Source organism: Streptomyces sp. NPDC050264 (assembly GCF_040655895.1).
In the GTDB taxonomy this organism is placed as follows: domain Bacteria; phylum Actinomycetota; class Actinomycetes; order Streptomycetales; family Streptomycetaceae; genus Streptomyces.
In genome coordinates, this window is sequence record NZ_JBFAKV010000001.1 from 278,561 (window position 1) to 292,395 (window position 13,835).

General features: G+C 68.9%; 12 protein-coding genes. 3 read left to right on the forward strand and 9 right to left on the reverse strand.

Translation table 11 applies throughout. The features are described 5' to 3' along the window. Positions 1-7: 7 nt before the first annotated feature. Complete coding sequence (locus tag AB0J02_RS01325) at positions 8-232, forward strand: zinc ribbon domain-containing protein (protein ID WP_363191434.1); 225 nt, start codon at positions 8-10, stop codon at positions 230-232. 89 nt (positions 233-321) lie between these two features. Here AB0J02_RS01325 and AB0J02_RS01330 read toward each other — a convergent pair whose 3' ends face one another. From AB0J02_RS01330 to AB0J02_RS01340, 3 genes are all read right to left on the reverse strand, one after another. After that, the gene (locus tag AB0J02_RS01330; RefSeq protein ID WP_363191758.1) at positions 322-1,065 is read right to left on the reverse strand and encodes an HAD family hydrolase; all 744 of its coding nucleotides are present in this window, start codon (positions 1,063-1,065) and stop codon (positions 322-324) included. A gap of 107 nt (positions 1,066-1,172) precedes the next feature. Continuing rightward, on the reverse strand, positions 1,173-3,629 hold the full coding sequence (locus tag AB0J02_RS01335; protein ID WP_363191435.1) for a phosphoribosyltransferase: 2,457 nt from the start codon (positions 3,627-3,629) through the stop codon (positions 1,173-1,175). A gap of 25 nt (positions 3,630-3,654) precedes the next feature. Further along, entirely contained in the window at positions 3,655-4,818 is a 1,164-nt protein-coding gene (locus tag AB0J02_RS01340; RefSeq protein ID WP_363191436.1) for an HpcH/HpaI aldolase/citrate lyase family protein, read from the reverse strand. A 182-nt stretch (positions 4,819-5,000) separates the two neighbouring features. Between AB0J02_RS01340 and AB0J02_RS01345 the strand changes: the two genes are divergently transcribed. Next, entirely contained in the window at positions 5,001-5,771 is a 771-nt protein-coding gene (locus tag AB0J02_RS01345) for a TerD family protein (protein WP_363191437.1), read from the forward strand. Positions 5,772-5,784: 13 nt separating this feature from the next. Here AB0J02_RS01345 and AB0J02_RS01350 read toward each other — a convergent pair whose 3' ends face one another. From AB0J02_RS01350 to AB0J02_RS01375, 6 genes are all read right to left on the reverse strand, one after another. Then, positions 5,785-6,531 (reverse strand): Tellurium resistance, encoded by a 747-nt coding sequence (locus AB0J02_RS01350; protein WP_363191438.1) that lies wholly within the window; start codon positions 6,529-6,531, stop codon positions 5,785-5,787. A 169-nt stretch (positions 6,532-6,700) separates the two neighbouring features. Further along, entirely contained in the window at positions 6,701-7,846 is a 1,146-nt protein-coding gene (locus AB0J02_RS01355; protein ID WP_363191439.1) for a DUF475 domain-containing protein, read from the reverse strand. A gap of 81 nt (positions 7,847-7,927) precedes the next feature. Continuing rightward, positions 7,928-8,503, reverse strand: coding sequence for a TerD family protein (locus AB0J02_RS01360; RefSeq protein ID WP_363191440.1), 576 nt, complete (start codon positions 8,501-8,503; stop codon positions 7,928-7,930). A 112-nt stretch (positions 8,504-8,615) separates the two neighbouring features. Next, a complete protein-coding gene (locus AB0J02_RS01365; RefSeq protein ID WP_164302946.1) occupies positions 8,616-9,191 on the reverse strand; it encodes a TerD family protein in 576 nt (191 codons plus the stop codon). A gap of 128 nt (positions 9,192-9,319) precedes the next feature. Further along, the gene (locus tag AB0J02_RS01370; protein ID WP_363191441.1) at positions 9,320-9,778 is read right to left on the reverse strand and encodes a peroxiredoxin; all 459 of its coding nucleotides are present in this window, start codon (positions 9,776-9,778) and stop codon (positions 9,320-9,322) included. A 160-nt stretch (positions 9,779-9,938) separates the two neighbouring features. Next, positions 9,939-10,370: a DUF3052 domain-containing protein gene (locus AB0J02_RS01375; RefSeq protein ID WP_324776036.1), complete on the reverse strand. Its 432-nt coding sequence runs from the start codon at positions 10,368-10,370 to the stop codon at positions 9,939-9,941. A 457-nt stretch (positions 10,371-10,827) separates the two neighbouring features. Between AB0J02_RS01375 and aceE the strand changes: the two genes are divergently transcribed. Then, entirely contained in the window at positions 10,828-13,575 is a 2,748-nt protein-coding gene (gene aceE / locus AB0J02_RS01380; protein WP_363191442.1) for a pyruvate dehydrogenase (acetyl-transferring), homodimeric type, read from the forward strand. The last annotated feature ends 260 nt before the right edge of the window (positions 13,576-13,835 follow it).

Here is a 13,835-nt window from a genome sequence, read left to right on the forward strand (position 1 = left end):
TTGGCCCATGCCTCGCTACGAATACCGCTGCCGTACCTGCGGCGACACGTTCGAACTCAGCCGCCCCATGGCCGACTCCGCCTCCCCGGCGAGCTGCCCCGCAGGCCACCCGGACACGGTGAAACTCCTGTCGACGGTGGCCATGACCGGCGCGGCCTCGACCTCACGGTCCCCCGCGCCCTCGTCGGGCGGCGGCGGTGGTGGTTGCTGCGGGGGCGGCTGCTGCGGCTGAGGGCGGCCGGATCAAGCCCCGGGTGTGTGGTGGCCCCATGCCCCGGGCACAGCCCCGCGCCGGGCCGGGCCGGGCCGGGCCGGGCCAGGTCAGACCTGGGCCCGCACCTCCCCGAGGAACCCCCGCAGGACCGCCTCCCCCGCCAGCACCCCGCGCTCCGCGAGCACCGTCACCGTCGGGGCCGTCCAGCCCGCGTCCGCCAGCTCTCCGTGGCCGGGGCGCCAGCCGCGGTCCACGGCCTCCAGCAGGTCCGCGTCCAGCAGCGAGTCCCCGGCCCCCAGCGTCCGGGCGGCCCCGGCCCGCCGGGCCACCTCGTGGACCGCCGCTCCCTTGGTCAGCGGCTTCGGCACGGCGTACACCTTCCGGCCCTGCAGCGAGACGCCCCAGCCGACGCCCTCAGCCCACTCGCCGAGTTCCTTGACCCACCCCTCCGGCAACAGCGCCCGGTCCACCACGAGGTACGCGAACAGGTCCTCGGCGACCCGCTCCTTCAGCAACCACGCCGGGTCCGCGGCCGCGACCATCCGCTCCCGCACCTCCCCGAGCGGCGCGCACTCCGCCTCCAGCCGAGCGGCCACCGCCGCACTCCACCCGGGGTCCGAGACCCCGTCGACGAGCAGATGCCCGCCGTTGGCACAGATCGCGTACCGCGGCGCCGGGCCGGGCAACCGCACCCGCCCGTACTGCTCCCGCGTCCGCGTCGTCGTCGGCACGAACACCGCGCGCCGCCCCAGCTCCGCCAGCAGCGCGGCCGCGTCCTCGGTGACGTACGACAGGGGTCTGCTTTCGTACACCTCGACGCAGAGCAGTCGCGGCGCCTGCGCGTCGGGCATGGTCAGCCCGAGCGCCCCGGCCGAGTAGATGAGCGTGCGGTCGAGATCGCTCGCGACGACGGTCACCGCACCGGAACCCACGGCATCAGAACTCACCGCAACGGAACTCACTTCGCCGCCACCGCCTTGCCGTCCACACCCGTCGCCCCGCGCGTGAAACGCGGATGGATCAACCCGACGCAGCTGTAAGGGAGTTCGGCCACCTCTTCGACCGGGACCCCGCGATGCTCCGCGAGCAGGCGGACATGGTCGAGGTCGGCCCCGGCGCCGGCCCGCGCCAGGATCTTCCACGGCACGCGCCGCAGCAGCACCCGGGTCGTCTCGCCGACCCCGGGCTTGACGAGGTTCACGTCGTGGATCCCGTACTCCTCGCTGATCCGCTCGACGGCGGCCCAGCCCTCCCACGTCGGCGCGCGATCGGTCCCGAGCAGCTCCTTGACGTTCGCGTCGACCGCGTCGCGGACGCCCTCGAAGCGGTCCTCCACGACGTCGAGGAAGTGCCGCGACACATCCGAACCGGCCAGTTCGGCATAGAACTTGGCCCCATGGAAGTCCTCGGGACCGACCAGGTCGGACCGGAGCACGGTGCGCGAAATCAGCCCGGAGACGGTGGAGTTGAGGCAGGCGGACGGAATGAGGAAGTCCTCGCGCGTCCCGTACGTCCGCACGCACGACCCGGGGTCGGCGAGCACGGCGATCTCCGGATTGAACCCCTCGAACTCGGCGACGGCCGCGGCCAGTTCACGCGTGATGGCTCCCTTGCCCGTCCACCCGTCGACGAAGACGACATCCGCCGGGTCGTGGTGCGCGGCGAGCCAGCGCAGCGCGTTCGCGTCGATGCCCCGGCCGCGCACGATGGAGACCGCGTAGTGGGGCAGTTCCAGACCGTGCCGGCGCTGGGCCCAGCGCCGCATCAGCACCCCGACCGGCGTCCCGGCGCGCGCGAGGGACACCAGGACCGGCCGGGGTGAACGCTCCGCGAGCACCGTCTCCGTGACGACACCCACCGCCCGCGCGATCCGGTCGGCCGACGCGTCGAGCGCCGCGTGGAACAACTCCTGGTACTGCGCGCTGGGCTGGTACTCGACCGGCAGCGACTCGGCGTAGTGCGCGCCGCCGCTCTGGACGGCCTCCTCGCGCTCCTCGGTCGGCGCCTCGAGGGATACATCCGAGAGGTCCTGCAACAGCCAGCCGACCTCGTCGGGCGCGTACGAGGAGAAGGCGGGGCCGCGCAACGGCTCGGGCAACGACATGGAGGGCCTTTCCTGAGGCACGTACGAGGGGATCGCGACCACGACCACGTGCGCCGCGTGTTCGGCGGCCCGCTCCAACAGGCCGCCGGGCGCGGCAAGTTCGTCGCTGTCGCCGACGGAGTCGAGGACGACGACGACCGTGTCGAAGCCACCGCCCGCCACGTTGTACGCGTACCGCTCGCCGGGCCCGTCGGCCGGTGCGTCGTGCGCGGGGAAGACGAGCCGGGTACGGATCGCGTAGCCCGGATCGTCGACGGCGAGGACGGGCGAGCGGGTGGTGGTGGAGTAGGCGACGTCGGCGCCGGCGGCCTCCAGCGCGGTGGCGAGGCGCAGCGGCGCGTACATCAACTCCTCGTTGCCCAGGACGAGTACCCGGCCGCGGACGTGCGGCGCGAGCCGCTCGGCCATGCCGGGCAGGGCCGCTTCGAGGCGCGCGCGGTGGGCCGGGGTGAAGCCGTGCCGCCCGCCGTCCGGCAGACCGCCCGGCCAGCCGAGGTCGCCGATCCGGGTGACCTCGCCACGCTCGCGCCGGGCGGCGGGCACGGCGCCCGCCTCGTGCGCGGCGACGAGCGCCTGCCCCTTCTCCAGAACCCCGTCCGGCAGCCGCACCGAGCCGCGCGCCCTCACGACCAGGTCGACCCGGGCGCCCATCTCCCGCGCGAAATCTTCGAGGCGGCCCTGGTCGCCGGGTGAGCGCATGTCGACGAGCGCGACGATGACGTAGTGATCGCGGGCGTGCAGGTCGTGCAGCGCGCGGATGGTGTTCAGGACGGTGTTCCCCGTGGAGAACTCGTCGTCGACCAGGACCAGGGGTCCGTCCCCGGCGAGCAGCTCCGGGTCCTGCGGCAGCAGGAGGTGGGAGGTGGCGTGCGAGTGGGACTCCTCGAAGCCGCCCGCGCCGGCCACGCCCTCGACGGGCCGGCGCGTGGAGTGCAGATACGGCGCGAGCGCGAGGCCGTCGGCGACCGAGTGGCCGAGGCCGGTCGCGGTCTCGGCATAGCCCAGGACGACGGACCGCGCCGCCGCTTCGTCGCCGAGCAGCTCCCGAACGCGTACGCCCAGTTCGTGTCCGGCGCGCCAGACCACGGACGGGCGCTGCGGCACGTGCTTGCCCAGCACGTTCGACACGAGCAGATGCGCGCGCTTGGGGTTGCGCCGCAGTGCGAGCCCGAGGAGCCCGGACAGCTCCTGGTCTCCGGCCAGCTCGACCCCGAGCCGCTCGGAAACCCATGTACCCGACCACACCACGTTGCTTTTCTCGTCTCTCGTCGCTTCGGTTGCCCGGACCTCGGTCACACGGGCCTCGGTCATGCGGACTCGGTCATGCGGGCCATGGTCATGCGGGCAGCCCGGCGGTGAGCAGTTCCACGAAGCCGACGTCCTCGTGGGCCACCCCGAACGCCTCCGCGCGCTGCAGGGTCCGCTCGGCCCAGGCCCGGTGCGGCTTCACCTCGTTCATCTTGTTCGTGTACGCGGACCTGAGGACTCCGCCGCCGCCCCGCTCGGGCCGCAGGATGTCCCGGGCGTCGCTGTACTCCTCGTGGCTGACCACGGAAAGGGCGTGCACGGGCAGCACGTGCGAGGGGTGGATGCAGGTCTTGCCGAGCAGGCCATTGGCCCGGTCCAGCTCGATCTCGCGCAAGAGGCCGTCCATGTCGTGCTGGATCAGCGCCTCGCGCAGCGGCTCGGCGCCCTCCTCCAGGAAGGGGCTGCGGCGCAGCTGCGGCTTGAACATCCGCTCCTGGTGGCGGAAGTACTCCCAGACCGGTCCGGTGACCGTGAAGCCGGTGCCGTCGGCCCGGCCCAGCCGGTTGACCACGTCGGCGATGACGGAGGCGACTATCTGCACGTCGTACGCCGTCATGTCCGGCGGCCTGCGCAGCCCGTACGCCGAGCAGAAGTCGGTGACGCCGAGCCGCAGCGCGAGGACGCGGTCGCGGTACTTGTCGACCGTGCGGGAGATCCCGGCGAGGGTCTCGGTGCGCGTCTCCAGGTGCATCAGCTCGGGCGACTCCAGGACGGGCATGGCGAAAAGTCGACGCCCGGCGGCCGCTTCGGCGGCGGTGAGCGCCTCCAGGAACGGAACACCCCGCTCCTCCGTGAACTTCGGCAACACAAATCCGGACAGCAACGCGACGGTCGGCCCGAGGCGGTGCACAAGGTCCGTGATCTGCTCCGGCGCCCGCACCCGGACGAAGAGCAGCGGGACCTCGGCCCCGCGGCCGGCGAGATCCGCGAACTGGCGCACGAGATTGTCCTCGGCGCCGCTCACCTCGGAGTCGTCGATCGAGTCCTCCAAGCACAGCACCATGGACACGACACCGCGCCCGGCCTGCTTGAGGACGTCGTCCGCCAGGTGCGGACGGGTCGCGGGACTGTAGAGAGTCGCTCCCAGCGCCGCCGCGAGCATGCGGGGCGCCGAGTCCGTATGGAAGGTCTGTGGCTCCCGATGGAACAGGCGCGCCCGTACCTCAGGGGCAACGTGCCCGAAATGACGCATAAGTTTCCCCCGTACTGCCAGGCCGTCCGACATGATGTGGCCGGTAATAGTACGTACAAACCTGTGTCAAGAGTTCCCGGCCGCAATGAAATCCTGGTAACCCATGGATGTCGGGAGATGCGTTCCGGCCCCTGATCCGACCCGCGTTGTCCCGGGCCATGGCGGGAAGGCAGGATGACCGCATGACGCACGCGATGCTCAAGGGGGCGAACGTCCCGCTCGACGCCACGGCGGTGCGCGCCGTGCTCCGCTGGTCCCCGGGGCAGGGTGTGCCGGCGGTGGACGCCTCCGCACTGCTGCTCGGCGCGGACGGCAAGGTCCGCTCCGACGAGGACTTCGTCTTCTACAACCAGCCCCGGCACCCGTCGGGCAAGGTCTGGCGGCTCGGCCAGAAGCGGGTGGCCGAGGGCATGACGGACACGCTCCAGGCGGATCTGGCGGGCGTCCCGCAGGAGATCACCCGGATCCTGTTCACGGCCTCCGCCGACGAGGTCGCCTTCGAGCACGTGCAGGCACTGCGCATGTTCGTCTACGACGCCACGTCGGACGCCGCCGAGCCGATCGCGCACTTCGACATCAAGCCGGAGACCGGCGCCGAGACCGCGTTGATCTGCGGCGAGCTGTACCGGCGCGGCGACGGCTGGCGGCTGCGCGCGGTCGGCGAGGGCTACTCGAACGGCCTGGTCGGCCTCGCCATGGACTTCGGCATCTCCGTCGACGACTCCGCCTCGGCGGAGCCCGCGGCGGCGGCGCCGCCCGTCCCGGTCCCGGCCCCGTCGTTCCCGCTGCCGCCCCAGCAGCCGCCGTCGTACGGCTACCCGCCGCAGCCCGCGACGCAGCCGGCCCCGCCGTCCCAGCCCGCGTACGGCTATCCGCAGCCGGTGGCGGCCACGGTGTACCCCGACCCGACGTTCCGGCTCCCGCCGCAGGGGCCGCAGTTCATCGGACGATGAGGCCCGCCGGCGGCTACCCCTCGCCCACCTTGGTCTTGTAGCCCCGGCCCCACTGCAGCCCCCAGCCGTACAACCGGTCCAGCTCGGCCTGGAACCCGTAGACGAACTTCACCTCGCGCCGCACCACCAGGTCGCCCTTGATGTTCTCGATGGAGATGACGGCGCAGGAGCGTGCCTGCGGTGCGCGCTCGTCCAAACTGATCTCGATCCGCGGGCCATTGCTCGGGTACAGCGTCACGATCGCGTGCGTGCGGTCGAACGCCGGCGTCTGGTCGTAGATGTAGACGAACACCAGCAGCCGCTTGATGGCATCGCGATGGTCGAGATTGATGTATATGGTCTCGCCGGAGGCCGAACCGAAGCGGTCGTCACCGCTGAGCTTCACGTACGGCGGCTCGTTGAGCGCGCCGAGGAAGCTGCCGAGCGGCTGCACGACGCCCTTCTCGCCGTCCGCCAGCTCGTACAGGCAGCCGAGGTCCAGGTCGACATTGACCATGGACTGGGTGTGCGCCTGGACGACGTCCGGTTTGAACATGCTGAACGGATGCCGCACCAGGCTGCTCTTCTCGAACCCGCCTATGTCCGAAGTCCGCATCCGCCACGACAGATTGACCCGCAGGTTCCCGGTGGCCGCTCCCTGCTTGGAGAGCGAGACGACCGGATGTCGCTTGGTGAGTTCGATGGAGTTGGTCGCCGCGCTGCCCGAATCGAACTCGGACTGCGCGGAGCGCCCGTGCCAGAAGTTGTCCCAGAAGGACATGCCGCCCCCAAGTGCTGTTCCCGTACTGCGCGTTCCTGCGCGTTTGTCCCCGCTCGTCCCCGCTCATGCCGAACGGGGCGGCCGCGGGAGGAGTCTTCCTCGCACGACCGCCCCGTTCAGAGGGTTCCAAAAATGGGCCCCGGGTCAAACACCGGGTCCCATGTTCCGGTCAGACCCCGGACGTGACCTCACTCTTGTCCGGGCTTCCCGAGTTGCCCTCTTCGGCCGCGATCCGCTTGTTGCGGCGCACCGACGACCAGAACGACCAGGCGATCAGGACGACGCCGATGAGACCCGTGATGATCTCGTTGATCTCGTAGCGAATGGTGACCAGCAGGATCACGGCGAGCGCGCCGATCGCGTAGTGCGCGCCGTGCTCCAGGTACACGTAGTCGTCCAGGGTGCCCTGGCGGACCAGGTAGACCGTGAGCGACCTGACGTACATGGCGCCGATACCGAGGCCGAGCGCCATCAGGACGATGTCGTTGGTGATGGCGAAGGCGCCGATCACACCGTCGAAGGAGAACGACGCGTCCAGGACCTCGAGGTAGAGGAACATGAAGAACGCGGCCTGCCCGGCCAGCACCACGGCCGACTTCGGCTTGCCCTCGCGGGCGGCCTTCTCCTCGGCCTCGTGCTCGCGTTCCTCCTCTTCTTCGAGACGGTTCTCGAAGAAGCCGGAGAGCCCGCCGACCACGAGGTACGTGATCAGACCCGCGACGCCGGAGATGAGCACCGTCGACTGCTTGTCCGCGTGCACACCACCGTGCTGGTGCGCGTGGACGGCGAAGGTGAGGGCGCAGACGAGGAGCACGATCAGCGCGATGCAGACCGACAGCATGTCGACCTTGCCGAGCTTGGCGAGCGGGCGCTCCAGCCAGCCGAGCCACTTGATGTCCCGGTCCTCGAAAATGAAGTCGAGGAAGATCATCAACAGGAACATGCCACCGAAGGCGGCGATGGACGGGTGCGCGTCCGTGACCAGTTGCTGGTAGCGGTCGGGCTGGTTGAACGCGAGGTCCACCGCCTCGACCGGCCCCATCTTGGCGCTGATCGCGACGATCACGACAGGAAAGACCAGGCGCATACCGAACACGGCGATCAGCACGCCGATCGTGAGGAAGATCTTCTGCCAGAAGGCATTCATCTTCTTCAGGATCCCGGCGTTGACCACCGCGTTGTCGAACGACAGCGAGATCTCCATGATGGCGAGGATCGCGACGACCCCGAGCGCGGTCCATCCGTCGTAGAACACCGCCGCGATCAATCCGAGCACGGTGATCGCGAACGACCAGCCGAAGGTTTTCAGAACCACTGGCTACCCCATTGTGTGTACGGGTTTCCCCGTGCTGGTTGTACGGGGCTCCCCCGCTCCGTGCACGGCTTTAGCAACGCTTTAAGAAACGTTGACTCCGAAGTCTAGAGCGATGCCGCGGAGTCCGGACGCGTACCCCTGCCCGACGGCACGGAACTTCCACTCCCCGCCATACCTGTAAAGCTCCCCGAAGATCATCGCGGTCTCGGTGGAGGCATCCTCGGAGAGGTCGTAGCGAGCGAGCTCCTGGCCGTCGGCCTGGTTCACCACCCGGATGAACGCGTTGCTGACCTGGCCGAAGGTCTGGCCGCGGTTGTCCGCGTCGTGGATCGACACCGGGAAGATGATCTTGTCGCAGGTGGCCGGCACCTTGGAGAGGTCGACGATGAGCGACTCGTCGTCACCTTCGCCCTCACCGGTGAGGTTGTCACCGGTGTGCTCGACCGAGCCGTCGGGGCTCGTCAGCTGGTTGTAGAAGATGAACCACTCGTCGCCCATGACCCGGCCGCCGCTGCACAGCAGCGCGCTGGCGTCCAGGTCGAAGTCGGCTCCGGTGGTGGAGCGTGCGTCCCAGCCGAGCCCGACTAGGACCTGCGTGAGGTTCGGTGCGGCCTTGGAGAGGGAGACATTGCCTCCCTTGGCGAGCGTGACGCCCATGATCCTGGTCCTCCCCGGTGTACGGCGTGTACGGCGTTTTCTGTGATCGAGCGCGTCCGGCGCCGCACTGGGAGTGCGGCGCCGGACGGGTGAACGTAGTGCTGTACTGCGGTCAGACGTTGACGCCGAAGTCCTGCGCGATGCCGCGCAGGCCCGACGCGTAGCCCTGACCGACGGCGCGGAACTTCCACTCCGCCCCGTTCCGGTACAGCTCACCGAAGACCATGGCGGTCTCGGTGGAGGCGTCCTCGGAGAGGTCGTAGCGGGCGATCTCCGTGCCGCCCGTCTGGTTCACGACGCGAATGAACGCGTTGCGCACCTGGCCGAAGGACTGCTGGCGGTTCTCGGCGTCGTAGATCGAGACCGGGAACACGATCTTGTCGACGTCGGCCGGAACCGTCGCGAGGTTGACCTTGACCTGCTCGTCGTCGCCCTCGCCCTCACCGGTGGTGTTGTCACCGGTGTGCTCGACCGAGCCGTCCGCGCTCTTCAGATTGTTGAAGAACACGAAGTCCTGGTCGTTGCGGACCTTGCCCTCCGCGTTGGTCAGGATGGCGCTGGCATCGAGGTCGAAGTCCGTACCGGTGGTGGTACGGACGTCCCAACCCAGGCCCACGACGACCGCCGTGAGGCCAGGGGCCTCCTTGCTCAGCGATACGTTGCCGCCCTTGCTGAGGCTGACTCCCACGAGTCCTCCCTATGGTCTGGGGGCGGGGAGCCCCGTAGTGCGTCTGGTACCGGATCAACGTCTGGATCCTAGTGAGGGGTTCCCGCCCCCCGCGAGGCTTCCAGCAGGGTGTCGTCCCTGAGGAGTGCTTACAGGGCGTCGAGCGCCTTGGCGTACTCGTTCAGGTCACGGGCGTCCGGCAGACCGTTGACGACAGTCCAGCGGACCACGCCCTCCTTGTCGATGATGAAGGTGCCGCGCACCGCGCAGCCCTTCTCCTCATCAAAGACGCCGTACGCGCGCGACGCCTCGCCATGCGGCCAGAAGTCGCTCAGCAGCGGGTACTCAAGACCCTCCTGCTCGGCGAATACGCGCAGCGTGAACGGCGAATCGTTCGAGACGGCGAGCAGCTGCACATCGTCGTTGACGAACTTCGGGAGCTCGTCGCGGAGCGCGCACAGCTCGCCGGTGCAGACCCCGGTGAAAGCGAACGGGTAGAAGAGCAGCACCACGTTCTTCTCACCGCGGTAGTCCGAGAGCTTCACGGTCTCACCGTGCTGATTCTTGAGCTCGAACTCCGGAGCCTTGGTGCCGACCTCGATCGCCATGGTGAAGCTTCCCTTCGGTGGGGCTGTTCGGGTGGCTTCAGCCTAGTTGGCGGCGTGAAAGCGCCGGCCACCGCCCGTCGGCCGGGCCCATGCGTGAGGCCCCGCGGGCGCACTCTCGTGCCCGCGGGGCCTCACGTGGGGTTCCCGATCCTCCGGACGGCTACCGCTTCTTGGCTGCCGTCTTCGGCGTCACCAGCCTGCTCCCGGTCCAGTCCTTGCCCACGCTGACGCCCTTGGTCTGCGAGAGCCCGGCGGTCGTGGCGGCCTCACCGATCTCACTCGGCTCGACGTACCCGTCCCGCCCGGTCTTCGGCGTCAGAAGCAGGATGTAACCGCCGTCTTCGATGTACGTGGTGGTGTCCACCAGCGCATCAGTAAGGTCCCCGTCGTCCTCACGGAACCAGAGCACCACGGCATCAGCCACGTCGTCATAGTCCTCGTCGACGAGCTCTGTGGTGGTTGTGGCCTCGATGGCCTCACGGAGCTCCTGATCGACGTCCTCGTCGTAGCCGATCTCCTGGACCACCATGTCGGTCTGGAAACCAAGCCTTACGGCAAGGTTCGTCTCCGCGTGGTCCGCGGTCGCGCTCACGGATTGCCTCCTGATCATGTTTACGAAGTTGTCTGCAGCATCGCGCACGCGCGAAGCGTTGGCCGTAGTCCACACGTGCGCGACGGATCGCGCAAGTACCCGGCCGTCGAGACCGCCGAAACGGTGACGTTCCAGGCCGTGCCACCACAACTCCTGTCAAGGATTCCCGCAGGCCGGTGATGTACGCCACAGCATTGTGCCGGGTTTGCCCGCCCTGCCCCGACACAGAGCGTAACCAGGGCCGAACAGCCCCGCACACCGCCCCACGGAACACGTGAACGACCTGCGCGTATCGTTGCGATTCGTTCACCGCTGCCCAAAGGGTCACGCGCCGGTCCTCCGGTTTACCTCTCGGTAGAGATGACGATTCCGATTCCGAGGTACACGATGGACAACGGCGTACCCGACGGCGTATCCGACAGTGGAACAGTGGCATCACCGACAGTGAAGGAACAGCGTGGCTTCCGGATCCGATCGCAACCCGATCATCATTGGCGGTCTTCCCAGTCAGGTCCCGGACTTCGATCCAGAAGAGACCCAGGAATGGCTCGACTCCCTTGACGCCGCAGTCGACGAACGCGGCCGTGAGCGAGCCCGCTACCTGATGCTCCGACTGATCGAGCGGGCCCGCGAGAAGCGCGTGGCCGTGCCCGAGATGCGCAGCACGGACTACATCAACACGATCGCCACCAAGGACGAACCGTTCTTCCCCGGCAACGAGGAGATCGAGCGCAAGGTCCTCAACGCCACGCGGTGGAACGCCGCGGTGATGGTGTCCCGCGCCCAGCGCCCCGGCATCGGCGTCGGCGGGCACATCGCCACGTTCGCCTCCTCCGCGTCGCTCTACGACGTGGGCTTCAACCACTTCTTCCGCGGCAAGGACGAGGGCGACGGCGGCGACCAGATCTTCTTCCAGGGGCACGCCTCGCCCGGCATCTACGCCCGCGCGTACCTCCTGGACCGCCTCAGCGAGGGCCAGCTCGACGCCTTCCGCCAGGAGAAGTCGAAGGCGCCCAACGGCCTTTCCTCGTACCCGCATCCGCGCCTCATGCCGGACTTCTGGGAGTTCCCCACCGTCTCCATGGGGCTCGGTCCTCTCGGCGCGATCTTCCAGGCCCGGATGAACCGCTACATGGAGGCCCGCAGCATCGCGGAGACCTCCAAGTCGCACGTGTGGGCCTTTCTCGGCGACGGCGAGATGGACGAGCCCGAGTCCCTCGGCCAGCTCTCCATCGCCGCCCGGGAAGGCCTCGACAACCTCACCTTCGTCGTCAACTGCAACCTGCAGCGCCTCGACGGCCCGGTGCGCGGCAACGGCAAGATCATCCAGGAGCTGGAGTCCCAGTTCCGCGGCGCCGGCTGGAACGTCATCAAGCTTGTCTGGGACCGCAGTTGGGACCCGCTGCTCGCGCAGGACCGCGACGGCGTCCTGGTCAACAGGTTGAACACCACGCCCGACGGCCAGTTCCAGACCTACGCCACCGAGCCCGGCTCGTACATCCGTCAGCACTTCTTCGGCGACGACCACCGCCTGCGCGCCATGGTCGAGAACATGACCGACGACCAGATCCTGCACCTGGGACGCGGCGGTCACGACCACAAGAAGATCTTCGCGGCGTTCACGGCGGCCAAGGAGCACAAGGGCCAGCCGACGGTCATCCTCGCGCAGACGGTCAAGGGCTGGACCCTCGGCCCGAACTTCGAGGGCCGCAACGCCACGCACCAGATGAAGAAGCTGACGGTCGACGACCTGAAGGGCTTCCGCGACCGGCTGCACATCCCGATCTCCGACGCGCAGCTGGAGGGCGGCGCCCCGCCGTACTACCACCCCGGCCGCGACTCCGAAGAGATCCAGTACATGCACGACCGCCGCAAGTCGCTCGGCGGTTACGTCCCCACCCGTGTCGTGCGCGCGAAGCCGCTGCAACTCCCGGACGACAAGGCGTACGCGGGTGTGAAGCGGGGCTCCGGTCAGCAGTCGATCGCCACCACCATGGCGTTCGTCCGGCTCCTCAAGGACCTCATGCGGGACAAGGAGATCGGCAAGCGCTTCGTGCTGATCGCCCCCGACGAGTACCGCACCTTCGGCATGGACTCCTTCTTCCCGAGTGCGAAGATCTACAACCCGCTCGGCCAGCAGTACGAGTCCGTCGACCGTGAACTCCTGCTCGCCTACAAGGAGTCGCCGACCGGCCAGATGCTGCACGACGGCATCTCGGAGGCCGGGTGCACGGCGTCGCTGATCGCCGCGGGTTCCGCTTACGCGACGCACGGCGAGCCGCTGATCCCGGTCTACGTCTTCTATTCGATGTTCGGTTTCCAGCGCACCGGCGACCAGTTCTGGCAGATGGCCGACCAGTTGGCCCGGGGCTTCGTCCTCGGCGCGACCGCCGGCCGCACCACCCTGACCGGTGAGGGTCTCCAGCACGCCGACGGCCACTCGCAGCTGCTGGCCTCGACGAACCCCGGCTGCGTCGCCTACGACCCGGCCTACGCCTACGAGATCGCGCACATCGTCAAGGACGGCCTGCGCCGGATGTACGGCCCCACCGACGACGGCAAGCCCGGCGAGAACGTCTTCTACTACCTCACCGTCTACAACGAGCCCATCCAGCACCCCGCGGAGCCGGCCGACGTCGACGTCGAGGGCATCCTCAAGGGCATCCACCGCATCAGCACCGGGACGTCGGGCACGTTCCCGGCGCAGATCATGGCCTCGGGCGTCGGCGTCCCCTGGGCGCTGGAGGCCCAGCGGATCCTGGCGCAGGAGTGGGACGTACGGGCCGATGTGTGGTCCGCGACCTCGTGGAACGAACTGCGCCGCGAGGCAGTGGAAGTAGAGCGCCACAATCTGCTGCACCCCGAAGAGGAGCAGCGCACGCCCTACGTCACACAGAAGCTGTCCGGCGCGCAAGGCCCGTTCGTCGCGGTCTCCGACTGGATGCGGTCCGTGCCCGACCAGATCTCCCGCTGGGTTCCCGGTACCTACCAGTCGCTCGGTGCCGATGGGTTCGGCTTCGCGGACACCCGGGGCGCCGCGCGCCGCTTCTTCCACATCGACGCCCAGTCGATCGTCGTCGCCGTCCTCACGGAACTGGCGCGGGAGGGCAAGGTCGACCGCTCGGTCCTCAAGCAGGCCATCGACCACTACCAGTTGCTCGACGTCGCGTCCGCCGACCCGGGCGCGGCCGGGGGCGACGCGTAACAGCCCGCCTGTCCGAGGGCGGCGGGGCTCTGGGCCCCGCCGCCCTTCGGCATTTCGGGGCGGGATATCGCGGTGGGTCCGGTGCTGCCAGGTGTCGCGCGGCGACTTGAGGTGGCCACCGGTTTCCTCGCGCATGTCGCGCATATCCCGCATGGCTTGCATAGCCTGCATGGTTGAACTCCCCGTTCGAGAAAGGTCGCGTGAAGGAAGGCGCCGCGGGCGAGGCGTGTGTCGCGTGGAGTCATGCGCCGCGTCGAGGC